The organism is Chromohalobacter moromii, assembly GCF_023091865.1.
Lineage (GTDB): Bacteria > Pseudomonadota > Gammaproteobacteria > Pseudomonadales > Halomonadaceae > Chromohalobacter > Chromohalobacter moromii.
This window is the reverse complement of sequence record NZ_JAHXDI010000001.1, coordinates 437,438-461,097: the sequence shown is the minus strand read 5'-3', so window position 1 is coordinate 461,097 and position 23,660 is coordinate 437,438. Positions and strand designations below refer to the sequence as shown.

Genomic DNA, 23,660 nt, shown 5'->3' with positions numbered 1-23,660 from the left:
CATGGCCGCGCCACGGCACGCTTCCCTGCGATGGCGTCTGCTCACTGTACGGGACGAAACGGTAAGCGTTCGCGGCATGCCAAGCGATAGTGGCCCATGGCTTGGCGCTCCTCGACGCAGAACCGCGCGACCGCCTCCCGAAATCCCATATGCGGCAAGTAATGCAGCGAAGTGCTTAGCTCAGGTGAGAAGCCACGAAGCAACTTGTGCTCTCCCTGAGTACCGGGATCGAAGCGTTGCAAGCCCTGTTCCAGGCAGTATTCGATGCCTTGGTAATAACATGCTTCGAAGTGTAGGCAGTCGGCAACGATTTCACTGCCCCAGTAGCGTCCATATAACGTATCACCGCCTCTCAGATAGAGCGCCGCGGCGACTGGCGTATCGCCCTGGCGCACCTGCACCAACATCAGCGCCTCACTCATCGTCGCGCGCAATCGTGTGAAGAATGCTTCGCTGAGGTAGGGCATCTGCCCACGTTCGAGATAGGTAATACGATAGCAGCGATAAAAGTGAGCCAACGCCGCAGCATCGATGTCGTCTCCGCTCAGTCGACGCAGGCTCAGCCCTTGTTCGGCGACCTTGCGACGTTCACGGCGAATCTCCTTGCGCCGCTTCCCTACCATTGACGCCAGAAAGCCCTCGAAATCACCGTAGTCGGCATCGCGCCATTCGAAACGCACCGCCTCACGCCGCAGCAAGGCCGGCCACTGCGCTTGCCATTGCACCACTTCGCGCTCACCGGCAAACAACAAATGCCAACTCGACAAGTCGTCGCCCCGCGCCTCAAGAAAAGCCGCTACCGTCTGTATGGCCTGGGCGGACGAGATGTCGGACGCCACGGCCAGGCGCGGCCCGACGGCAGGAGTGAAGGGAATGGCGCTCAACTGCTTGGGATAATACCGTCCACCGGCACGCTCCCAAGCGTCAGCCCAGCTCCAGTCGAAGACGTACTCGCCAAAGGAATGCGTCTTGAGATAGTGCGGCAGCACGCCCACCAGGCGCTCGCCCTGCCACAGCGAAAAGTGGCGCGGCACCCAGCCACTCTCGGCGTCCACACAGCCGGTGCTTTCCAGGGCATCCAGGAATTCGTGCCGCAGGAAGGGATAACTCCTGCCTGCCAACGCATTCCATGTTTCGAGCGGGACATCGGCAACACGCGTCAGCTCCCGTACCGTCAAGCTCATCGCTACGCCTCCCGAAGCGGATTCCCGAATATCACGGCTCATGCTAGGGTGAGGCCAACCCATTTCTGGAGCAAGCGATGCCCCGCGTCACGCCCGCGCCATCCACACCACCACCAACGCCGCAGCTCAACACAATGGCCGCCGTCGCTTTTGCACTCAGTGTGCTGGGCATTTTCGTGCTGCCTAGCGCGCTGGGCGGCGTCGTCTGCGGCCACCTGGCACGCCGACAGATCCGTCGCACAGGCGAACAAGGCGACGCCTGGGCACTGGCGGCACTCATCCTCGGTTATCTGCTACTCCTGCTGTCGATCGCGGGCTTGTTATTGTTCGGCGGCTTCATGATCACCATGTTCGGTGTCATGGCCTTCATGTAAGCACTTTACCAGCCGACGCACAGCCCGGTGGCAGTGGTGCCTATCGTATAGCTGCGCTAAGCTGGCGTCCCCGTTTCGGAACCTCGCCGTATAGGATGCACGATGCTGGATTCGCTCCTCGACAACGACTTTTACAAGTTCACCATGCAAAGCGCGGTCATCAAGCGCTTTCCTTATGCGCGAGCTCGCTATGCATTTATCAACCGGGGTGACCATACCTTCCCCCCTGGCTTTGCCGAGCGGCTACGCGAGGCAGTGGACGCCATGGCGAACCTGTCGCTGACCCTCGAGGAAAAGCGTTACCTGGAACGCACCTGCCCTTATCTCGACCCGACTTATCTCGACTTCCTGTCGGGGTTCCATTACAACCCCGAGGAAGTCGAAATCGTACAGCAGGGCGGACACTTCACGTTGCGCATCGAGGGGCTCTGGTATCGCACCATTCTCTGGGAAGTGCCGCTGATGGCGCTGATCAGCGAAATCTGGTATCAAATGGGCGACGGTCAGCGCGATTCGGATGCGCTCATCGATACTCGCACCCGCGACAAGATCGAACACTACAAGCGCATGGGCCTCAAGATCGCCGAGTTCGGCACCCGTCGGCGCTACTCTTATGATGTCCATGATCGCGTCGTGGCTTCGCTATGCCATCACGGAAGCGGTACCTTTTCCGGTTCGAGCAACGTTCATCTAGCCATGCGACATGGCGTCAAACCGATCGGTACGCATGCCCACGAATGGTTCATGTTTCACGGTGCGCGCTTCGGCTTCAAGATGGCCAATAGCCTGGCCTTGGAGCATTGGGTAGATGTCTATCGCGGTGACCTGGGCATCGCGCTTACCGACACCTTCACCTCAGCCACCTTCTTCGACAGCTTCGACAAGAAGTTCGCCAAGCTCTTCGATGGCGTGCGTCACGATAGCGGCGACCCACTTGACTTCGCGGCCGCCACCATCGCGCATTACGAGCGCATGGGCATCGACCCACGCACTAAGACCATCATCTTCTCCGATGCCTTGACCCCCGAGCGCGTGGAGCGTATCGACAATTTCTGTCGTGGGCGCATTACCACCGCGTTCGGTATCGGTACCAACTTCACCAACGATGTCGGCGTTACGCCCATGAACATGGTCATCAAGATGACCGAGGCGCGCCCAGAGGGGCAGCACTGGATCCCGGTGATCAAGCTTTCCGACGTCCCCGACAAAAACACCGGCGACGCCGACATGATCGAACTCGCCAAGCGCGTTCTGGCACTCTCTCGGCGCGCCTGATTCACGCCCGGCAGCAATCTAGCGGCACGGCATGGCGCCGCTGGATTGTATGTCAGTCTTGGTTGAGAGCACGATCCAGTGCCACCAGGGCCGATTGCCAAGAGGCCGCGTCGGCGGCGGCATCATAACCCAAGGGCAGATCGAACTCGTCAGCCTTGGCATCGGATCCCGGATTGCTGAAACCATGCTTGGCGCCCGGATACTGCACCACGCGCACCTCAGCGCCCTGATCGCTTAGCGTCTGTGCCATCGACTCCAGCGCATCCGATTCGACAAGGCCATCGGCTTCGCCATTGTGAATCTGCACGATGCCATCGAAGGGCTGCGGGTCGGAGACCGCTTGAGTAGGGCTGCCATGGAAACTGATCGCTGCCTCAATGGGCATGCCCGCCAACGCCATGTTCATCACCACGCCGCCACCGAAGCAATATCCCAACGCCGCCATACGATCGCCACGGACGTAGGGCTGCTCTCGCAGCTTGGTCATGGCCGCCTCGAGGCTCGCACGCGCCGTAGGCCAGTCACTCATGACACGCTTGGAAAACGCCTGCGCATCGTCGGGATGCGCGGCAGTCTTGCCTTGACCGTACATATCGACCGCCAAGGCGACGAATCCCAGCGCCGCCAGTTGATCGGCGCGTGACTTCGCGTAATCGTTGAGACCCCACCATTCGTGCACCAACAACACCGCGGGGCGCGGCTCCTCGTCATTGACGTTGCGTGCCAGGTACCCCTGATACGTTTCTCCGCCAGTGGAATATTCGAACGTCTCACCAACGACCTTCGGGCCCTCCACGGTCTCCGCCCAGGCGCCCAGGCTCAGCATGCTTAGCAAACAGGCCAGTAGAAGTCGCATCATGTTCTTCTCCTTGATTCTTACGTCGTGTCCGGCTAATGCGCGGCGATGTGGCAACGAATGTCAGGTCATCACCTGTTCATACGGGTTGTGGTGGCGCCTGGTGCACGCGGTTGCGGCCATTGTGCTTGGCGGCATAGAGCCCCATGTCAGCGCGATGCAGCAGCGACTCCACCCCCTCGTGAGATTGGCGTTCCGCTACGCCGAAACTGACTGAAAAACTCAGCCATTCACCATGAAATTCGACCCGAACGCTTTCGAATTTCTTGCGCAGCCGCTCGGCCAGCAACGCCGCGTCGTTCAGTGACTGGCCGGCCAGCATCAACGAGAATTCTTCCCCACCGATGCGCCCGAACACATCATGATCGCGTAACGCAGTACGGCATATCTCGCCCACGCAAGCCAACACCAGATCGCCGGCCGCATGCCCCCAAGTGTCGTTGATCGTCTTGAAATGGTCGATATCGAAAATCATCAGAGACACACGCTGGAACACATGATCGGCGGCCTCCAAGCCACTACGCAAGCAACTCAAGTAGGCACCACGATTGAGCGCTCCGGTGAGACTATCAGTTGTCGAAAGCTCATGTAGACGATGCTCGCGATGCTTGCGGTCGGTAATATCGCGGGCCACCGCCAGGATCCATTCGTAGCGTTCGCTGGCAGGGTTCAAATAGGGCGAACAACAAGTCTCCAGCCACACATAATGACCTAGTCGATGCCGCATGCGCAGTTCCATGCGCAATGGTTCGCCATGACGCGAGGCATCGTGAATCAGGCGCTGCACGCGCGGCGCGTCGTCCGGCGGCAACAGCTCCAACAGTCCGCGATCGTGCAAAGCTTCGGGACGATGCCCGAGCAGGCCGCGAATCGACGGCGACGCGAAACGGCACTCCCCATCGGCGTCCATCAACAGGATGGCATCGCTGACATTTTCGACGATAAAGCGATAGCGGCGCTCGCTGTCGGCCAATCCCTCAAGACGGGTAAGCGCCACCTGCGTCTCGCTGATGTCGGCTAAGGAACCCACCAACTCGATCACATCGCCCGTGGCGTCACGCTGCACTGCTATATCATCTTGCATGTACCGAACATGCCCCTCGGCGCATGCAATGCGATAATACAGGCGAAGACGCGACTCGCCCGCCGCCAGCCCCGCGAACAGACGTGCCTCGACGTCCTCAGCATCGCGGACATGCTCGAGCCACAAAGCAGGAGTAGACTGAAGTTGCGCCCGCGTGGCGCCGATCAGCGTCGCGAGATTATAGCTAACGTAGTGCAGATCGTTACGCCACCAGCCGGGGCCGGTCGCATATAGGATGGCGGGAGAGCCCTCCAGCAATGCATCGCAATCGCTGGGAAGCGTGGAGAACCCCTTCGCGGCCGGTATGTCCATAATGAATCATCGCCCCACTTCACAGGCTTCGTGACGAATTCACACGACCGCTGACTCGGCGAAGGCACAAGCGGGCTACCGCACCCCGGTGCGCCGTTGCGGCGGCGAGACCTGTGAAGCTTCCGGCTCGGCTTGCTCAACGGGTCGGCGATCATGCGTTTCGAGATAGGCCGACACCAGGGTGCGCAGCTCTTCAATGCTCAGCGCCACACGCTCGCAACGGGACTGTCCCGACCAAGCGACGTAGACGGCAGGCGTGTCGCGCGATTGATCGACACCGGTGATCTTTCCTTGGCGATTGCGGTGTCCGTCGCGCAGCATGACACCGACTAGCCGATGAGCCTGTTGCACAAAATCGCGCATGATGCCCGTTCCGTTGATGAGAAATGATGCATGCCTTTTGCAGTCTATCACAGGAAGGGGATAAACCCGACCATGACGTGATGATGGACTCATTATGGCACTTTCGTCATTCTCTACAGGTTAGGAACTTAGGCATCGTCACGAAAGTTGCAACATGCCAGTGGCAATGCGGTGCTGCCTTACTTTGGAACATCGGCCGAGGGGTATCGAATCTTGAATGCCTCCGGCAGAAAAAAGGCGCCCTGAGGCGCCTGATTTCCCGAGTACTGACGCACTCGATGGGAAGCGAGAGCGAACGGACAACGATCGAGCGGAGCCGTGAGTGCGCGAGACGCATGTCCGGACGCTCCCACACGGTGTGGTTACGTCACCGACGATGGCCTTACTTGGCCGCGTGCATTGCCAGTGCCGTATCCAGCATACGGTTGGAGAAACCCCATTCGTTGTCGTACCACGCCATCACCTTGACGAGGCGGCCATTGACGCGCGTGTGGTTGGCATCGAAGGTGGATGAGTTCGCATCGTGGTTGAAATCGATCGACACCAGTGGCTGAGCATTAGAGGCCAGCACAGGAGACGTCTCGGCCGCCTTCTCGACGATGGCGTTGATTTCTTCCTGAGTGGTTTCACGGCCGGCAGTAAAGGTCAGATCGACCAGCGACACATTGATGACCGGCACGCGGACCGCCAAACCATCGAACTTGCCTTCGAGCTCGGGCAACACTCGTCCCACGGCCGCCGCAGCGCCCGTCTTGGTAGGAATCATCGACTGGGTCGCACTACGCGCCCGGTAGGGATCCTTGTGGTAGACATCGGACAGATTCTGGTCGTTGGTGTAAGCATGCACCGTCGTCATCAAGCCATTTTCGATGCCCACCGCATCGTTGAGCGCCTTGGCGACCGGCGCCAGGCAATTGGTGGTGCAAGAGGCGTTGGAAACCACACGATGCTCACTGGTCAACACGTCCTCGTTGACACCGAACACCACCATGGCATCGGCATCGCCGCTGGGCGCGGAGATCAATACACGCTCGGCACCAGCCTCGAGGTGCTTGGCGGCGGCGTCACGCTTGGTGAAGAGCCCCGTGCACTCCATGACCAGATCGACATTCAGCGATGTCCAAGGCAAAGCGGCCGGATCACGCTCGGATAATATGCGAATGCGGTCGCCATCGACGTTCAGCGACTCGTCGTCGTGCCCTACCTCGAACATGAAGTGTCCATGCACGCTATCATGCTTGAGTAGATGGGCATTGAGCGATGGGTCGCCCAGATCGTTGATGGCCACAACCTCGACGCGGTCGCGATAACCGTTTTCGTAGAGAGCCCGCAGGACGTTACGACCGATACGCCCAAACCCATTGATTGCAATACGCAGCGTCATAATGGCTTCCTCCTTTGATTGGCGTCACCCCAAGGATACGATAAGTACCTTTTGGAAGAATACTACAGCTATCCCCTTAATTTGGGCAAAAGACGCACGACCATCAAGGTATTTTTTGCTAAATTTACTTACATGACCACCCAACGCACTTGATGAGGTCCTGACATGCCACTGAATCAGACCGTTGCCGACGTTACTCGCCGCATCGAAGAACGCTCCAAGGAACGCCGAGCACTCTACGAAAAGCGCATGCACGATCAGTACAAGCGCGGGGTCCACCGCAGCGACCTCAGTTGCGGCAACCTTGCTCATGGTGTCGCTTCCTGCGGCAGCCAGGACAAGAATCAGCTCAAGCTGATGAACTCCGCCAATTTGGGCATCATATCGGCCTACAATGACATGCTGTCGGCGCATCAGCCCCTCGAGACCTTCCCTGCTACCATCAAGGATGCCGCTCGACAAATGGGCTCGACCGCCCAGTTCGCGGGTGGCGTTCCCGCCATGTGCGACGGCGTTACTCAGGGCCAGCCCGGCATGGAGCTGTCACTGTTCTCACGCGATGTCATCGCCATGGCCACGGCAGTAGGCCTGTCGCACAACATGTTCGATGGCGCGCTCTACCTCGGCGTGTGCGACAAGATCGTACCGGGGCTGTTCATCGCGGCTGCGCGCTTCGGCCACCTGCCGGCCACCTTCGTGCCCGCCGGCCCGATGCCCAGCGGCCTACCCAACAAGGAAAAAGCCCGGGTCCGCCAGCTTTTTGCCGAGGGCAAGGCGACGCGTGAAGACCTGCTGGAAGCCGAGTCGCAGTCCTATCACAGCCCCGGCACCTGCACCTTTTACGGCACCGCCAACTCCAACCAGCTGATGATGGAAATGATGGGCCTGCACCTGCCAGGGACATCGTTCGTCAATCCTGGCACCGAAATGCGCGAAGCCCTGACTCAGTTCGCCACCCAGCAGACGATTCGCAACACCGAGCCGGGTGGCGATTACCGGCCCTTCTACAAGCAGATCGACGCCCGCGCCATCGTCAACGCCATCGTCGGTCTGCTCGCCTCGGGCGGCTCCACCAACCATACCCTGCACCTGGTGGCCATGGCCGCCGCTGCGGGACTGACCCTGACCTGGGATGACTTCACCGATCTTTCCGCGGTAACGCCGAGCCTGATGCACGTCTATCCCAACGGCCAGGCAGACATCAACCACTTCCAGGCCGCGGGCGGCATGAGCCTCCTGTTTCGTGAGCTGCTCAATGCCGGGCTCATCCATAGCGACATCCCGACCGCGTTCGGTACCGACATGACGGCCTACACCAAAGAGCCCTTCCTCGAGGACGGCGAACTGATCTGGCGCGAAGGCCCCGAACAAAGCCTCGACGAGGACGTCCTGCGCCCGGTATCGAACCCCTTCTCCCCGACCGGTGGACTGACGGTACTCGACGGCAACCTGGGACGCGGCGTGATCAAAATCTCCGCCGTGAAGCAGGAAAATCGCCTGGTGGAAGCACCCATTCGAATCTTCGAGGATCAGAACGACCTCCAAGGCGCCTTCGAAGCCGGCGAGCTGGACCGTGACGTCATCGCTGTCGTCCGCTTTCAGGGCCCTCAGGCTAACGGCATGCCCGAGCTGCACAAGCTCACACCCTATCTCGGGGTCCTGCAGGATCGCGGCTATAAGGTCGCGCTGGTGACCGATGGCCGCATGTCCGGCGCCTCCGGCAAGGTCCCCGCGGCGATTCACATGACACCCGAGGCCCTCGACGGCGGTCCGTTGGGCAAGCTGCGCGATGGCGATGTCGTGCGCCTCGACGCCGACAACGGCCGCCTGGAAGTAAAACTCGACGCACAGACCTGGGCGCAACGCGAGCAGGCTGTCGGCAACCTCGATCACTACCATGTAGGGCTGGGACGCGAGCTCTTCGGCGGCTTCCGCCAGCTCGCTATGCGCGGCGAAGAAGGCTGCAGCGTACTGGGCGGCTTCGAGGCCGACGACCTCGCCCGCCAAGGAGCGCACACTCAAGGTGGGGATGTCTGAATGAGCCGACCTGCCTTGATTGGCGACATCGGCGGCACCAATGCCCGCTTCGCCTTGGTGACGCCGGGGGCGTTCGATCTTCAGGCCATCCGAACGCTTCCTTGTGCGCACTACCCGACATTGTCCGAGGCGATTCGCGCCTACCTCGACGAGGTGGGCGCAGACGCCCCCCGCGAGGCCTGTCTCGCCTTCGCCTGCCCCGTACACAACGATGAAGTCCGCATGACCAACAACGCTTGGTGCTTCTCCAAGCGCCAGGTTACCGAGGAGTTCGGGTTCGAGTTATTCAAGGTCATCAACGACTTCACCGCACAAGCCTTGGGTGTTCCCCACGTGGATGCCAAGGACCTGGTGCCGCTAGGAGAAGGCGAGGCCGCGCCGGGCAGCGCAAGGTTGATCTTCGGCCCCGGCACCGGCCTGGGAATGGCGGGTCTCTTTCCCGGTCAGCACGACTGGATACCACTTCCCACCGAAGGCGGACACGTGTCCTTCGCGCCCACCGACGCGCATGAACGCGAGCTGCTGGCGTACTTTTATCAACACTACGGGCGCGTCTCGGTAGAACGTATTCTCTGTGGTCAAGGCTTGCTGGATCTTTATCGCGCGAATGCGCACCTGGCAAAGCAGATTGCCCATTACAACACGCCTGCCGAGGTGACCGGCGCGGCACGCGCTGGCGACCCGCTCGCGCGTCAGTCTCTAGAGCGCTTCCTCAAGATTCTCGGCGATGTCAGCGGCGATGCAGCCTTGATGCTCGGTGCGCGTGGCGGCGTCTATCTGTGTGGTGGTATCCTGCCACGCCTTCTCGATTGGCTGCCCCACAGCCATTTCCGCGACGCCTTCACCGACAAAGGACGCATGCACGCGTACACTGCTCACATTCCCGTGTGGGTGGTCACAGCACCCTGGAATGGGTTGCTGGGTGCCTGCGAAGCGTTACATAACGAGGAGGTGGCATGATTCCTGATTCCCTGCGTCAATTGCTCGACGCGACCCAGGGGCAGCGCGAAGCCGAATGGCAAGGCCGTCGCGTGCTATTGTTCAACACGGCCTGGGGAGAACTCGCGGTCTCTCTGCAAGGCGCTCAGGTACTGCACTATTTGCCTTTCGCCCCCGACACCGAGCGGGCCACAGGCACCCAACCGGCACCCAGCAAGGAGGACGGCTGGCTGTGGGTCACCCCCACGCCACAGGCACTGCCCGGCACGATCCGCGGCGGCATCCCGGTATGCTGGCCCTGGTTCGCCGACGAGTCGCCGGACGGCCGCGGCCCCAAGCATGGCACTGCGCGTCAGGCCGAATGGCGACTGGACGGCGTCGACGACGAGGACGAAGGCGTCGAGGTGCACCTGTCGCCGACAGCACGCCTCGACGAACAACTCACGCCCCGCGTGATGATCCACGCCAGCGCCCAACGCCTGCATGTCGAGCTGGTTACCGAACACCGCGGCGAAACGCCCGTGAAACTGACCGCGGCATTGCATAGCTACCTGAGTGTTGCGCATACGCATCAATGCCGTGTCGAGGGACTGGCCGGCGCGCGCTACCTGGACAAGCGACAGGACTTTTCCGAGGCGCACCAACAGGGCGAGCTCGGTGTGCGCGGCCCACTGGATCGCATCTACGAATCCAATCGTCCACTCGTGCTCGACGACGGCGCACGCCGCCTTCAGATCGCCAAGCAAGGCAGCGATTCCACGGTGGTATGGCATCCTGACACTGAGTTGCCCGGCGACACGCCCGCCGATGTCGGCTACCGCTTCCTGTGCGTCGAGGCCGCCTGTACCCGCGTCGACCCCGTATGGCTGGTGCCTGGCGCCCAACACCTCCTGGCCACTACCCTGACCCGCGAGGACATGACGCAATGAGCGATGAGCTGACGTTTGACGTTCCTTTTGTGCTAGGCATGATGCGTCTTCACGAGCGCCCCGAACTCGCCGGTGCCACGCGCTTGGCCGACTGGATCGAAGCACGCCTCGATGAAGGGCTCGATTGGTTCGATCACGCTGATATCTACGGCAATCGTGAGTGTGAACGACTGTTCGGCGAGGCCTTGGCACGACGCCCAGCGCTCAAGGCCCGCGTCAAGGTAATCACCAAAACGGATATCGTGCTGCCCGCACGTGACACATCGCGTTTCGGGGTCAAGCATTACGATACCTCCCCCGAGTACCTGAATGCGCGAATCGACGCTTCGCTGGAGCAGCTTGGCGTCGAGCGCCTCGATCACTTCCTGCTACACCGCCCCGATCCGCTACTCGATGCCTCTGCCACTGCAGCCGCACTGGATGCCGCCATCGACGCCGGCAAGGTCGGCGCAGTGGGTGTTTCCAACTTCCTGCCCGAGCAGTGGCGACGCCTGCAGGCCGCCATGCGCCACCCGCTCGGCGCACATCAGTTTGAGCTGTCGCTGGCACGTCCGGAAGTGCTTTTCGATGGATTCTATGATGCCGTGATCGCCGACGACCTCGCGCCCATGGCCTGGTCACCACTCGGTGGTGGATTGGTCTTCGAGGATGTTCTGGGCAGCGCGCTGGAGCATTTCGCCGAAGAGTTCGAGTCGAGTACCGCCGGACTGGCTCTGGCCTGGCTACGACGCCTGCCGGGACATCCCGCGCCTGTCATCGGCACCCTCAAGGAAAGTCGTATTCAAGCATTGCACCGTGACAGCAACCTGACGCTGGATCGGGCCACTTGGTTCGCATTGCTTGAAGAGGCACGCAGTCATCGTGTGGCCTAGCCTGGGTCTCGCATGCGGCTTTCGTCGCATGAGCATTGTGGACCCGATGGCAAGCTGACACGATTCATCCAACCGACCCGCGTGGTCATGCCGCTCGATTCATGAATAAGGATGACGCCATGTTCCAACTCACGCGCAGCGTCACCTGGCGCGCTCTCGAACGTCTCCACCGCGAGACCGCCGATGATCGCATCAGTGATTACTTTGCCGCAGACCCCAAGCGTTTCGACAAGATGAGCCTGCGCGTCGGCGGCTTGTTCCTGGATTACTCCAAGCACCATGTCTCCGACGCGGTACTCGCCAAACTGATCGAACTCGCCGATCACTCGGCCCTGGTGCAGCGTCGCGCGCAGATGTTCTCCGGTGACATCATCAACGTCACCGAAGATCGCCCAGTCCTGCATACCGCCCTGCGTCATCTGGGTGATGAGCCGGTCTACGCCGATGGCAAGAACGTCATGCCCGAGATTCAAAGCACGCGCGAACAGATCAAGCGCTTCTCGGAGGAAGTACGCAGCGGTGATTGGAAGGGCTACAGCGGCGAGCGGATCAAAGATGTGGTCAACATCGGCATCGGCGGCTCGGACCTGGGGCCCAACATGGCCTGCCGCGCGTTGCTCAAGCACCGCCACGGCGAACTCAACTTTCACTTTGTCTCCAACGTCGACGGCGCGCACATCCAGAAAGTGCTGAGAGCACTCGACCCAGCGACCACGTTGTTCATCGTCTCGACCAAGACCTTTTCGACCCAGGAAACGCTGCTCAACGCCAAGACCGCGCGACGCTGGTTCCTCGACAATGCCGGCGAAGATGCCGATGTCGGCGCGCATTTCATTGCTGCCTCGACCAACCGCAAGGCCGCGATGGAATTCGGCATCCGCGAGGAAAACGTCTTCGAATTCTGGGCCTGGGTCGGCGGGCGATACTCGATGTGGTCGTCGATCGGTCTGCCCATCGCATTGTCCATCGGCTTCGAAGGGTTCATGGAACTCCTCGAAGGCGCCTACGAAATGGACCAGCACTTCATCGAGGCACCATTCGAGCAGAACATGCCGGTACTCATGGCGTTGATCGGCATCTGGTACATCAATTTCATCGGCGCCGAAACGCATGCCATCGTGCCTTACGATCAGGCCTTGCATCAGCTACCGTCGTTTCTCCAACAGCTCGACATGGAATCCAACGGCAAGTCGGTGGATATCTTCGGTCAGCCGGTGAATTACAAGACCGGCCCCATCGTCTGGGGGCAGACGGGTTCCAACGGGCAGCATGCGTTCTTCCAGCTGCTGCACCAGGGCACGCGCTACGTACCCATCGACTTCATCGCCTCGCTCAAACCCGAGCCGGAATTCGAGGATCACCACTTCGCCCTGCTCACCAACATGCTCGCGCAGGCCAACGCCTTCATGGAAGGCAGCCAGGACGGCAGCCAACTCGATCCCTATAGCTGTCCCGGCAACCGTCCCTCGAGCACACTGTTGCTCGATGAGTTGACGCCCAAGAATCTGGGCGCCTTGATCGCCTTGTACGAACACAAGGTCTTCGTCCAGGGCGTGATCTGGAACATCAACTCCTTCGATCAATGGGGCGTTCAACTCGGTAAGCGTATCGCCGGCGAGATTAGCGAGCGTATCGACACCAACGTCGGGGACTTCGATGCCTCGACCCAGGGCCTGCTGTCGCTGGTCCGCGAGCACTTTCCTGCATCGGCGTCGAACGGCAAGGCACCGGACAACAACAAGAAATCACGAGGAAAGACGTCATGACACCGCTCATTGCCTTCGGCGAGGCACTCGTCGACATGCTGTCCAATCGCCTGGATGACGCCACCGACGACATCCCCGAAACCTTCACGCCCTATGCGGGCGGCGCGCCGGCCAATGTCGCTGTGGCCTGCGCCCGCCTGGGGCTGTCGAGTCGCTTCTTGGGCATGGTCGGCGACGACCGCTTCGGCGACTTTCTCGTGGAGGAACTTGCGCGTCATGGCGTGTCGGTCGAGGACATTCGCCGCACGCGTGAGGCGCGCACGGCTCTGGCATTCGTCTCGCGCGATGCCCAGGGCGAGCGGCGTTTCGACTTTTACCGACCCCCCGCGGCGGATCTGCTTTATCGTCTCGAGCATTTGCCCGCCGGCATCTTCGCCGAGCCGGCGATCCTGCACATGTGCAGCAACAGCCTCACCGATGACGCAATCGCCGAGACCACACTGAGCATCGCCGACATCGCGCGGCGCGGCGAAGCCTTGATCAGCGTCGATGCCAACCTGCGCCACAACCTGTGGCCCGATAACCGCGTCGATATCGGCCGTGTCACCGCCCTGCTCGACCACGCACACTTGCTCAAGCTGTCCCGCGAGGAGCTCGACCTACTGCGCGGCGATCACGACGCCGATACGTGGCTGCAATGGCGTCTCGCTGCTGGCGTGCGCCTGATCGTAATCACCGACGGGCCAGACCCGGTCGTCGTGCACCGGCTTGGCAAGGTCATTCATGTCACACCGCCCGACGTGACGGCCGTGGACACCACCGCCGGGGGCGATGCCTTCGTCGGCGGCCTGCTGGCGCAGTTGGCCGAGGCCGATATCACCGCCGCTACGCTGGGCGAATGGTGCCAGGACGAGGCCCGCTTGCGTGATGCCACCCAGCGTGCCTGTCGCTGCGGAGCCTTCGCCGTAACGCGTCCCGGCGCTTATACGGCACTGCCCACCCGCGACGACCTCGACGCCATGGCCTAATGTCCGGCGGGGAAGCACCGCCGCACCACTGGGCACACACCGGGGCAGCGCGTGCCCGCCACCTTTACAGCAGGGCGTTGAACTGCTTCAGCCATTCGGGATGCGCGGGCCAGGCCGGGGCCGAGACCAACCGGCCACAGGTCACCGCTTGATCCGCCGCGAGCTCGACGAACTCACCGCCCGCCAGCCGCACCTCCGGCGCACAGGCGGGATAAGCCGAGACACGTCGCCCGCTTAGCGATACTGCAGCGGCGAGCAACTGCGCGCCGTGACAGATGGCGGCAACGGGCTTGTCGGCTTCCATGAAATGACGCACCAACGCCAACACCCGCTCATCGAGGCGAAGATATTCGGGGGCGCGTCCACCCGGCACCACCAGCGCGTCGTAGCCGGAAGCGTCGATATCGGCGAAACTAGCATTCAGGCTGAAGCGATGACCGGGCTTTTCGGAATAGGTCTGGTCGCCTTCGAAGTCGTGAATCGCCGTCTTGATACTGTCGCCCTTTTTCTTGTCCGGGCATACGGCTTCGACGCTGTGCCCCATCGCCTGCAACGCTTGAAACGGCACCATGATTTCGTAGTCTTCGACGAAATCCCCAGCGATCAACAGTATGCTGGCCATGCGTCAGCCTCCTGAAAGGGAAGAGGAAAGTGATACTATGCCGCTACTTTCAGCGTAGCGCCTGACGCGGCGCATCGCACGCGAAAGCCTGTCACGCCCCGCTCCCCCATCCATTGCCGGCTGCATTCATCGCCACATGCTCCAAACCCCACGGCGGAGGAACCCATGCCTGGATTATCGCGCCTAGTGATGCAGGTGCTGGTGGTGGTCCTGAGCGGCCTGACCGGCGCTGCCAACGCCCAGGACACACCTACCCCCTTCAGCGCCACTTATCACCTGCGCCTCGACGGCTGGCCGGATGCCGACGTCGATCACCGCCTCAGCCATCTTTCAACGAACGACTGGCAAAGCGAGATGCGCGCCAGCATCCTCACTGCCGAGGGCTACGAGCGCGGAAAATTCCGCCTCCAGGAAGAGGACGTGCAAGCCTGGCACTATGCCAGCGGCTATTCGCTGTTCGGCCTCGGGGAGCGTTATTACCTATCGGCACGCGACCTCGCCGACCTGCCCGATCGCCAGAGTGCCTTGTTCCAACTATCCCGGAAGCTGGACGATGCGCCCTGCCAGGATGACAAAGCCACCCCATGCGAACTGGCATATGCCGACCACAAAGGACGTACCGAGCATTTCGCTTATCGCGTCGCGGCACCGCAAACGCTCGAGGTCCCGGCCGGCGCGTTCGAGGCCCGCTGGGTCGATGGATGGAATCCTGAAAAGCCCAACCGCCGCCTACGCCTGGCCTTTTCATCGACCACACCCGGCTTGCTGATCAGCGTGGAATACTACCGCGACGGCGAGCTGACGAGTCGTATGGTGTTGACCGAACTGCAACGGGATGAAAAGCGCTAACCGCCCATAAGCAAAAGCTTTTGCGTCGCCGCGAACGCTCGCATAGAGTGGCGAGCTTTCGTGAAGTCCTACCTGGAGCGCGCATGCTGGCCGGATTGCTGTTGATCTTGTTGCCCTTGATCGTGGGCTATCTCATCCCGATTCGTCATCGCGGCGCTCTGGCTCTGATCGAGCGCGGCGTGAACGCCTCGGTCTACATCATCCTGTTCTTGATGGGCGTCAGTCTCGCCGGCCTCGAGGACCTGCTGGGCCAGCTCTCGCGCATGAGCGGCCAGGCCGCGACCTTGTTCGCGATCATCACCCCGCTCAACTTGCTGGCGTTGGCCTGGTTGTCACGCCGCAGCCGCCTGCGTGCCGGAGAGTCGCCGCGCGTCGCCAACGCACCGACCAGCACCGGCGCGGCGCTGGCCGGCTCGTTGTCGCTGGCAGGCGTGGTGGTCTTGGGAACGCTATTCGGCGTGGCGGCCGGCCATTGGGGCGACGGGGTCGTACATGCCTGGGCGGAGCCACTCGCCGAATGGGCGCTTTACCTGCTGCTGGCGTTGATCGGTTGCCAGTTGCGCAACTCGGGCATGCCACTCAAGCAGATACTGCTCAATCGCCACGGCCTGGTCATCGCGATCTGCGTCGCGCTCAGCTCGCTGGTCGGCGGTTTGCTGGCCGCGCCGTTGCTCGATCTGCGCTGGAACGAGGGCCTGGCCATGGCCGCCGGGTTCGGCTGGTATTCGCTGTCCGGCATTCTGATCGGCGATCAGCTCGGCCCGGTACTGGGCGGCGTGGCCTTCTTCAACGACCTGGCACGCGAACTATTCGCTTTCCTGCTCATCCCTCTGGTCATTCATCGCGCCACGCCACTCGCCATCGGCTATGGCGGCGCCACGTCCATGGACTTCACCCTGCCCGTCATTCAGCAGCACGGTGGCGTGGCCTGCGTGCCCATCGCCATCGTCAACGGCTTCTTGCTATCGCTACTCTCGCCGCCGTTGATCCTGCTCTTGCTATCTTTCTGACGCCGCTTGCGACCATGGCCCAACAGTCATGTCCAGACGAGGATGCTAATCTCCGAAAACGTTACCGCTAACATTGCGGCATAACATAACAAGGAGATGGGGACACACATGCCGCGTCGTTCATCGGGTCGCGTCACGCTTCAGGATATCGCCGAACGCGTCGGCGTCAGCAAAGTCACGGTCTCGCGTTGCCTGCGCGAGCCGCAGCGCGTCTCCGAAACGGTGAGACTGCGCGTCGAAGAAGCCATCGACGTGCTGGATTACATCCCCAACCGCCAAGCCGGAGCGCTTTCCAGCGGACGCAGCCTGAGCGTGGCATTGCTGGTGCCATCGATCTCCAATTCGGTATTCTCCGAGGTCCAGCGGGGCGTCGATGAAGGGCTCCGCGAGGCCGGCTATCAGGTGCTCATGGGCCACACCGGGTACTCGATCCTCGAGGAGGAGCGGCTGATCGATACCTTCCTCGCCTACGGCGTCGACGGCTTCGTGCTCTCCAGCACCCGACACACCGACTACGCCCAGCGCCTTCTGAATCGTGCGCGTCTGCCGGTCGTGGAAACCATGGAGCTAACCGATAACCCGCTCGACATCAACGTCGGCCTCGATCAACGCGTGGCGGGGCGTGCTATCGGGGAGGCCTTGATCGCTGCCGGCTATCGGCGCATCGGATTCTGCGGCGCACGACTCGATTACCGAGTGCAGCAGCGACTGGCCGGCTGGGAAGATGCCTTGAAAGCGGCGGGGCTTTCGACGCAACGCTGCCAAACGACACCGCGCCCCTCGTCCTATCGCCTTGGCGGGGAACTGCTTTCAGCCATGCTCGAACGCTGGCCGGACATGGATGCCGTGTTCTGTTGTAACGATGATTTGGCGGCCGGGGCCTTGTTCGAATGTCAGCGGCGGCGTCTCGATGTGCCCGGGCAGTTGGCCTTGGCGGGCTTCAACGGCCTCGACATCACCGATGCCACCTGGCCGACGCTTACCACCGTCATCACGCCTCGTCGCGCCATTGGCGAACAGGCCGCGCGCCTGATCGTCGAGCGCTTGCAGGGAGCCCCGCGCAATCCTTCTCGCCATGACATGGGCTTCGAGATCGCTCTGCGTCAAAGTACCTGACAACACGCCTCGCTCACGAGGCGTGCTGGGTACCGCGCTGCGACACACCCTGCACGCTGAGAGCAACGACATCGTCCAACGGCGCATCGATATTAACGGTAACCGCTTCGTCTTTTCCCGGTGACTCGAGTGTGGCCAGTTGACTATCGAGCATGGCCTCCCCCTTGAAGAAGTGATCCTGACGCGCCTTCAGACGCTCCAGCAGCACCTCGCGCGTACCGGCTAGATGCACGAAGCACAGCGCATCATCGCCGCCACGCAACAAGTCACGATACTCGCGCTTGAGCGCCGAACAGCCAATCACCACGGTTTCCCGGTTATCGCGCCCTTCCCGCACCAACTCGGACAAACGCGTCAGCCAGCCGGCACGATCCTCATCGTTGAGCGGTTCCCCGCGCGACATCTTGGCCACGCTGGTCGCCGAATGATAAGTATCACCGTCGATAAAACGCCCATCGAGCGCTTCGGCCAAACGTTCACCGACCGACGTCTTACCGCAGCCCGACACACCCATGACGATGATCCGCTGCGGATTGCTCGTCGATTCGTCCATATTCATCTTTCCTCGTTTCTCTATTCGCCTTTCGGAGCATTGTTGCGCACGGAATGTTACCGGTAACATGCATTTTCCTAAATCCGACGCCAAGGCACAACGCGACCATCGCCGCATCCCCCTCGTTGCCGGTCGCGCCTCCAATAGAGGTTTCGTTCACATGGATAACGCCACCACCCTGCTTCTTTCCGCGCTGGGCGGCATCATATTGCTGTTGTATCTGGTCATGCGACTGCGCCTGCATGCCTTCGTCGCGCTGTTGACCGTCAGCCTGATCGTCGGCCTCACCACGGGCATGGATCTCGATGCCATTCTTCAATCCGTGCAGGACGGCATGGGGGGAACGCTCGGCTTCGTCGCGACCGTGGTCGGTCTTGGCGCGATGTTTGGCAAAATGCTGGAAGTCTCCGGCGGGGTCGATCGCCTGGCCAGCACGTTGCTCAATCGCTTCGGGGAAAACCGCTCGCAATGGGCCATGGGGGTCACCGGTTTTCTGGTGGCGATTCCGGTGTTCCTGGATGTCGCCTTCATCATTCTGGTGCCGCTAATCTATGCCCTGACCCGCCGCACCGGGCGCTCCCTACTCTACTATGGTATCCCGCTCCTCGCCGGGCTTGCAGTTACCCATTCGTTCATTCCCCCGACGCCGGGACCGATTGCCGTGGCGGAGCTGATCGGCGCCGACCTGGGCTATGTCATCCTCTTCGGGGCCATGGCGGGCCTGCCGGCCATGATCATCGCGGGGCCGATCTTCGGGCGTTATATCGCCAAGCATATCGACGCGGGCATTCCTGACTACATGGAGCTGCCCAAGGACGAGATCGATAGCACTGGGTTGCCGAGCTTCAAGCTGATCCTCGCCATCATTCTGCTGCCGCTGGTGCTGATCGTGCTCAACACCGTCTCCGGCGCAGTGCTGGCCGACGACAATCCAATCGTCACCACCCTGGCGTTCGTGGGTCATCCTTTCGTGGCGCTGACGCTGGCAACACTGCTGTCGTTCGTCTTTTTGGGTACGCGCCGTGGCATGAGCCGCGAGAATGTCATGGAAGTCGCCACCAAGGCGCTCGAACCGGCCGGCATCATCATTCTCGTCACCGGTGCCGGTGGCGTCTTCAAGCAGATGCTTATCGATTCCGGTGTTGGTGATGTCATGGGCCAGATGATGGCCGATAGTGCCCTACCGCCGATTCTGCTCGCCTTCTTGATTTCCACCGCCGTGCGCGTGGTTCAAGGCTCCGCCACTGTTGCAATGATCACCGCCGCCGGACTGATGGCGCCCTTGATCTCCACGCTAGGACTGGAAGGTCCAGTGCTTGGCTTGATCGTGATCGCCATCGCCTCCGGCGCCACGGTACTCAGTCACGTCAACGACTCTGGGTTCTGGCTGGTCAACCGTTACTTCGGCCTGACCGAGGCACAGACCCTGAAGAGCTGGACAGTGATGGAAACCCTGATCGGGCTGGTGGGGCTTGCCGTCGCGTTGATCATCGGGCTGTTCGTGTAACCTCCGCGCGCGCATCGCATAAAAACGCAGAAGGGGCCTCGATGGCCCCTTCTGCGTTTACATATCGCGGTTTCTACTTTCCCGTTGCGCGCATCGCGATCACGGCCAAGGCTTACAGCTTATACAGTTTGACCACGTCCTCGATGCTAGCCAGTCGACGCTGGGCCAGCGCTTCTCCCAGCGCCTTGCCGCGATAGCCTTCCTCGAGCAGCGTGCGCGGTTCGATCTCGCTCGCCACCTCCCAGGCAGCCTCGACGAGCTTGGCCAATTCTGGGGCTTCCAGCGCCAGATAACGCTGCAGCGGCGCGATGCGCTCGGACCGCCGCCAGGCGTCGATGGCATCGAACCAGGCCATCACGTCGGTACCCGTCAGCCCAGCATCATCATACTTCTGCCGCAACGTCCGGGTACGTGCCACCTGGCGGGCCAGGTCACGCCACGCATTGGGCACGCGCAGGCGTTCGCACAAGGCCTCACGTGCATCATCCGCCAAGGCTTCGAGCAATCGTGCCCAACGCCACATCGCAGGATCGTCGCTGGCAGGCAGTGTCGCCATGGCTTGCTCGCCAAGGTCGAGATCGGCGTCGGCATTCAGTTCCGGCATCCATACGGCCAGGGCCCCGCACGCTTGAAGCGCCTTGAAGTAGGCGATGGGACGTGGCTCAGCCAGCGCCTTGACGGTTTCCTGCCAGACACGCTCGGCGACGAGGTGACCGATTTCGCCGCTGTCGCATAGCCGACGCATCAGGCACTTCGTGTCGTCGGCGATGACGAAGCCCAGATCACGATAGCGCGCCCAAAAGCGTGCCGTACGCAGCACACGCAACGGGTCTTCGACGAACGCTTCGGAGACATGACGCAGCACGCGTGCATCGAGATCCTGCGCGCCCTGGAAAGGATCGACCAGATGCCCCTCAGGGTCTTCCGCCATGGCGTTGATGGTCAGATCACGGCGCGCCAGATCTCCCTCGAGGGTCACCTCAGGACTGGCGTGAACCACGAACCCGGTATAGCCGTGGCCCTGCTTGCGCTCGGTACGCGCCAAGGCATACTCTTCGTGGGTCACCGGGTGCAGGAAGACCGGAAAGTCGCGCCCCACCGGAATGAATCCCCGCGCGGTGAGCTCTTCCGGCGTGGCGCCAACCACCACCCAGTCTTCATCGGTGACTGGCCAGCCCAGGCGTGCATCGCGCACCGCCCCGCCTACCCGGTAGACGTCGAAGCCTTCGAGCACATCGCGAGGCGCGTTCATCGGCTCAGCTCTCGACCTGATCGGGATGACGCGCCGCCCAGTCGGTGAAGCCACCGTCGAGGCTATAGACATCGCTAAAGCCCTGGGCCGCTAGCCAGGTAGCCGCCTGCTGACTGGAATGGCCGTGATAGCAGACAACCACCATGGGGCGTTCACGCGGTGCACGCTCGAACAATTCCGCCACGCTGGCGTTATCGAGGTGATGGCTGCCGGGAATATGCCCTTGTGAATAACTCAACGGGTCGCGGATATCGACCAACGTCAGCTCATGGGCACTCTCGAGCCATTGGGCCAACGTGGTCGGCGCGAGATGGGTAAAACTCGTCTCGTGGGACATGGGAATGCTCCTTGGCAGAGTTGGCGTCAACGCCGCGGGTGGGCCGGCTCGACGTAGCGTTCACCGCTTTCCAGGTCGACCGCGGTCAGCTCGCCACCCCACACGCAGCCGGTGTCCAGCGCCAGGGCACGCACGCGCGCGTCGGGGGTCATGCCCTCAAGCGCCGCCCAGTGACCAAAGACGATACGCGGATCGTCATTACGCGTATAGGTGAACCAAGGCGCGAAACCTTCTGGTGCGCTATCCAAGCCTTCCTTGGCGTCGAAGTCGAGTGTGCCGTCGGCGGCGATGAAACGCATGCGCGTGAAGGTATTGACGATCACCCGAAGGCGCTCGACTCCCTCAAGGTCGTCCGACCAACGCGCCGGCGAGTTGCCGTACATCGCGACCAGGAAATCGCCCACCGCATCGCCACGCAACACCGCCTCGACCTCGGCAGCGTAGTCGCGCGCCTGCTTCAGCGACCAATGTGGCGGCAATCCGGCATGCACCATGACCGCGTCGAGCGCGGCATCATGCACCAGCAGCGGCTGGTGACGCAGCCAATCGAGCAGCTCGTCGCGGTCATCGGCCTCGAGAATCGGTTGCAGCGTATCGGAACGCTTGAGGGGCGCACCGGCCCAGGCCGCCGCCAGCAAATGCAAGTCATGGTTGCCCAGCACGACCCGGGCGCTGTCACCAAGTGCCTTCACGGCACGCAGGCAATCAAGCGATCCCGGCCCACGGTTGACCAGGTCGCCCACTAGCCACAGGCGGTCGCGTCGTGGATCGAAGGCGATCCGTTCAAGCAACGCCGCGAACTCCGCATAACAGCCCTGCAAGTCGCCGATGGCATATGTCGACATATTTCTCCCAACCATACTCAGTGTATCTGGTTAGGTCCCGCAAGACGGAATGCCGCGATGGGGACCTCGAAGGCGCGCTGCTCAGTCGTGTCCAGACAGGTGTAGCTACCTTCCATGACGCCCACCGGACCATCGAGCACCGCGCGGCTGGTATAACGAAAGCGCTGACCGGGACCGATCAATGGCTGCAGCCCAACGACCCCTTTGCCGCGCACTTCCTGCACCTTGCCGCTGCTCTGAGTAATCTGCCAATAACGTGCCAGCAGTTGGATCGAGCGCATCGAGCGATTGTGCACGGTAATCGTGTAACTGAAGACATAACGCTGTTCGGCGGGGGCGGATTCACCTGCCTGATAGGCCGGTTCGACCTCTACCTGCACATCGGCGGCCACGTCGCTCATGGTGTCGCTCCCGCGACATGATTGGCAATACGCACCAGCTCTTCGACACTCAGCGTCTGCGGGCGACGCCCCGCATCAATCTCTAGCGCGGCCCAGGCCGCGTCGTCGAGGCGGCTCTTGAAGTTGTTACGCAGCGTCTTACGACGCTGGCCGAAGGCTTCGCGCACGATCTCGCCAAAAAGCGCTTCGTCGTGCGCGGCATGCGGTGGCTCAGCGTGCGGCACCAAGCGCACGATCGCCGACTCCACCTTGGGACGCGGCGCAAAGGCCTCCGGCGGAACCACGAACAAATTGTCCACCCGGCAATAATATTGCGCCATGACCGAAAGACGGCCCCAGGCCGCGCTACCCGGTGTCGCCGCCAAACGCTCGACGACCTCCCTTTGCAGCATGAAATGCATGTCGGCGATGGCGCCACGCGCCGTCAACAGATGAAAGATTAGCGGCGTGGAGATGTTATAAGGCAGGTTACCGATAACGCGTAGCGGCTTGCCGGGCGTCTCCCCTTCCGCCGCGAGAGCGGCGAAGTCGAACTTGAGCGCGTCTCCTTCGTGAATGACGAATGCCGGATAATTGAAGAACTGCACGCGCAGCCCCGGAATCAGGTCACGATCCAGCTCGATGACCTCCAGCGCGCCGGAGGCATCAAGCAGCGGCTCCGTCAACGCGCCTTGCCCGGGACCGATTTCGATCAGGCGCTGATCGGATCTCGGCGCGATGGCATGCACGATGCGCGCTATAACGCCGGGATCGCGTAAGAAGTTCTGACCGAAGCGTTTACGAGCCTGGTGGACCGGGGGGCGATTGGACATGGACGTGGCATAT

Annotated in this window: 24 protein-coding genes; 12 read left to right on the top strand and 12 right to left on the bottom strand. The window is 61.7% G+C overall.

Going from position 1 to position 23,660, the window contains the following annotated elements; translation table 11 throughout:
* Positions 1 to 41 precede the first annotated feature (41 nt).
* The gene (locus tag KZO83_RS02145; protein WP_247619587.1) at positions 42 to 1,184 is read right to left on the bottom strand and encodes a GNAT family N-acetyltransferase; all 1,143 of its coding nucleotides are present in this window, start codon (positions 1,182 to 1,184) and stop codon (positions 42 to 44) included.
* Between the two features lie 77 nt (positions 1,185 to 1,261).
* Between KZO83_RS02145 and KZO83_RS02140 the strand changes: the two genes are divergently transcribed.
* Both KZO83_RS02140 and pncB read left to right on the top strand, forming a co-directional pair.
* A complete protein-coding gene (locus tag KZO83_RS02140; protein WP_247619586.1) occupies positions 1,262 to 1,558 on the top strand; it encodes a DUF4190 domain-containing protein in 297 nt (98 codons plus the stop codon).
* Between the two features lie 102 nt (positions 1,559 to 1,660).
* Positions 1,661 to 2,833: a nicotinate phosphoribosyltransferase gene (gene pncB / locus KZO83_RS02135; RefSeq protein ID WP_040244435.1), complete on the top strand. Its 1,173-nt coding sequence runs from the start codon at positions 1,661 to 1,663 to the stop codon at positions 2,831 to 2,833.
* Between the two features lie 52 nt (positions 2,834 to 2,885).
* Here the strand turns inward: pncB and KZO83_RS02130 are convergent, their stop codons facing one another.
* The 4 genes from KZO83_RS02130 to gap all read right to left on the bottom strand — a co-directional run bounded on the left by KZO83_RS02130 (position 2,886) and on the right by gap (position 6,832).
* On the bottom strand, positions 2,886 to 3,692 hold the full coding sequence (locus KZO83_RS02130; RefSeq protein WP_040244437.1) for a dienelactone hydrolase family protein: 807 nt from the start codon (positions 3,690 to 3,692) through the stop codon (positions 2,886 to 2,888).
* 76 nt (positions 3,693 to 3,768) lie between these two features.
* A complete protein-coding gene (locus KZO83_RS02125) occupies positions 3,769 to 5,085 on the bottom strand; it encodes a sensor domain-containing diguanylate cyclase (RefSeq protein ID WP_247619585.1) in 1,317 nt (438 codons plus the stop codon).
* 75 nt (positions 5,086 to 5,160) lie between these two features.
* Positions 5,161 to 5,448, bottom strand: coding sequence for a hypothetical protein (locus KZO83_RS02120; protein WP_178997803.1), 288 nt, complete (start codon positions 5,446 to 5,448; stop codon positions 5,161 to 5,163).
* A gap of 382 nt (positions 5,449 to 5,830) precedes the next feature.
* The gene (gene gap, locus KZO83_RS02115; protein WP_247619584.1) at positions 5,831 to 6,832 is read right to left on the bottom strand and encodes a type I glyceraldehyde-3-phosphate dehydrogenase; all 1,002 of its coding nucleotides are present in this window, start codon (positions 6,830 to 6,832) and stop codon (positions 5,831 to 5,833) included.
* A gap of 165 nt (positions 6,833 to 6,997) precedes the next feature.
* Here gap and edd point away from each other — a divergent pair, with 165 nt between their 5' ends.
* The 6 genes from edd to KZO83_RS02085 all read left to right on the top strand — a co-directional run bounded on the left by edd (position 6,998) and on the right by KZO83_RS02085 (position 14,343).
* Positions 6,998 to 8,869 (top strand): phosphogluconate dehydratase, encoded by a 1,872-nt coding sequence (edd, locus tag KZO83_RS02110; RefSeq protein ID WP_247619583.1) that lies wholly within the window; start codon positions 6,998 to 7,000, stop codon positions 8,867 to 8,869.
* Positions 8,870 to 9,829 (top strand): glucokinase, encoded by a 960-nt coding sequence (glk, locus tag KZO83_RS02105; protein WP_247619582.1) that lies wholly within the window; start codon positions 8,870 to 8,872, stop codon positions 9,827 to 9,829.
* Positions 9,826 to 10,737 carry a D-hexose-6-phosphate mutarotase gene (locus KZO83_RS02100; RefSeq protein ID WP_247619581.1) on the top strand — a complete coding sequence of 304 codons (912 nt, stop codon included), beginning with the start codon at positions 9,826 to 9,828 and terminating at the stop codon, positions 10,735 to 10,737. The genes glk and KZO83_RS02100 overlap by 4 nt, the downstream gene beginning before the upstream one ends.
* Complete coding sequence (locus KZO83_RS02095; RefSeq protein WP_178997793.1) at positions 10,734 to 11,609, top strand: aldo/keto reductase; 876 nt, start codon at positions 10,734 to 10,736, stop codon at positions 11,607 to 11,609. The genes KZO83_RS02100 and KZO83_RS02095 overlap by 4 nt, the downstream gene beginning before the upstream one ends.
* Before the next feature lie 119 nt (positions 11,610 to 11,728).
* A complete protein-coding gene (gene pgi / locus KZO83_RS02090) occupies positions 11,729 to 13,375 on the top strand; it encodes a glucose-6-phosphate isomerase (RefSeq protein ID WP_247619580.1) in 1,647 nt (548 codons plus the stop codon).
* A complete protein-coding gene (locus KZO83_RS02085) occupies positions 13,372 to 14,343 on the top strand; it encodes a carbohydrate kinase family protein (protein ID WP_247619579.1) in 972 nt (323 codons plus the stop codon). The genes pgi and KZO83_RS02085 overlap by 4 nt, the downstream gene beginning before the upstream one ends.
* A 64-nt stretch (positions 14,344 to 14,407) precedes the next feature.
* On the opposite strand, the gene KZO83_RS02080 is transcribed toward KZO83_RS02085, so the two are convergent.
* Entirely contained in the window at positions 14,408 to 14,965 is a 558-nt protein-coding gene (locus KZO83_RS02080) for a DJ-1/PfpI family protein (RefSeq protein ID WP_247619578.1), read from the bottom strand.
* A gap of 165 nt (positions 14,966 to 15,130) precedes the next feature.
* Between KZO83_RS02080 and KZO83_RS02075 the strand changes: the two genes are divergently transcribed.
* The 3 genes from KZO83_RS02075 to KZO83_RS02065 all read left to right on the top strand — a co-directional run bounded on the left by KZO83_RS02075 (position 15,131) and on the right by KZO83_RS02065 (position 17,940).
* On the top strand, positions 15,131 to 15,814 hold the full coding sequence (locus tag KZO83_RS02075) for a hypothetical protein (RefSeq protein WP_247619577.1): 684 nt from the start codon (positions 15,131 to 15,133) through the stop codon (positions 15,812 to 15,814).
* A gap of 83 nt (positions 15,815 to 15,897) precedes the next feature.
* Positions 15,898 to 16,824, top strand: a complete 927-nt coding sequence (locus KZO83_RS02070) for a LysO family transporter (RefSeq protein ID WP_247619576.1) — start codon at positions 15,898 to 15,900, stop codon at positions 16,822 to 16,824.
* Positions 16,825 to 16,932: 108 nt separating this feature from the next.
* Entirely contained in the window at positions 16,933 to 17,940 is a 1,008-nt protein-coding gene (locus tag KZO83_RS02065) for a LacI family DNA-binding transcriptional regulator (RefSeq protein ID WP_246939707.1), read from the top strand.
* A 13-nt stretch (positions 17,941 to 17,953) separates the two neighbouring features.
* On the opposite strand, the gene KZO83_RS02060 is transcribed toward KZO83_RS02065, so the two are convergent.
* Complete coding sequence (locus KZO83_RS02060; RefSeq protein ID WP_247619575.1) at positions 17,954 to 18,493, bottom strand: gluconokinase; 540 nt, start codon at positions 18,491 to 18,493, stop codon at positions 17,954 to 17,956.
* A gap of 160 nt (positions 18,494 to 18,653) precedes the next feature.
* On the opposite strand from KZO83_RS02060, the gene KZO83_RS02055 reads away from it, so the two are divergent.
* A complete protein-coding gene (locus tag KZO83_RS02055) occupies positions 18,654 to 20,000 on the top strand; it encodes a GntT/GntP/DsdX family permease (protein ID WP_246939701.1) in 1,347 nt (448 codons plus the stop codon).
* A gap of 112 nt (positions 20,001 to 20,112) precedes the next feature.
* Here the strand turns inward: KZO83_RS02055 and KZO83_RS02050 are convergent, their stop codons facing one another.
* The 5 genes from KZO83_RS02050 to rsmA are packed head-to-tail and all read right to left on the bottom strand — an operon-like array spanning position 20,113 to position 23,647.
* Positions 20,113 to 21,252: a tRNA nucleotidyltransferase/poly(A) polymerase-related protein gene (locus KZO83_RS02050; protein ID WP_247619574.1), complete on the bottom strand. Its 1,140-nt coding sequence runs from the start codon at positions 21,250 to 21,252 to the stop codon at positions 20,113 to 20,115.
* A gap of 4 nt (positions 21,253 to 21,256) precedes the next feature.
* On the bottom strand, positions 21,257 to 21,589 hold the full coding sequence (gene glpE, locus KZO83_RS02045; RefSeq protein WP_247619573.1) for a thiosulfate sulfurtransferase GlpE: 333 nt from the start codon (positions 21,587 to 21,589) through the stop codon (positions 21,257 to 21,259).
* A 26-nt stretch (positions 21,590 to 21,615) separates the two neighbouring features.
* Complete coding sequence (locus tag KZO83_RS02040; RefSeq protein WP_247619572.1) at positions 21,616 to 22,434, bottom strand: symmetrical bis(5'-nucleosyl)-tetraphosphatase; 819 nt, start codon at positions 22,432 to 22,434, stop codon at positions 21,616 to 21,618.
* A gap of 17 nt (positions 22,435 to 22,451) precedes the next feature.
* Positions 22,452 to 22,835, bottom strand: coding sequence for a Co2+/Mg2+ efflux protein ApaG (gene apaG / locus KZO83_RS02035; RefSeq protein WP_247619571.1), 384 nt, complete (start codon positions 22,833 to 22,835; stop codon positions 22,452 to 22,454).
* Complete coding sequence (rsmA, locus tag KZO83_RS02030; RefSeq protein WP_247619570.1) at positions 22,832 to 23,647, bottom strand: 16S rRNA (adenine(1518)-N(6)/adenine(1519)-N(6))-dimethyltransferase RsmA; 816 nt, start codon at positions 23,645 to 23,647, stop codon at positions 22,832 to 22,834. Before rsmA ends, apaG begins: the two co-directional genes overlap by 4 nt.
* Between the last annotated feature and the right edge of the window lie 13 nt (positions 23,648 to 23,660).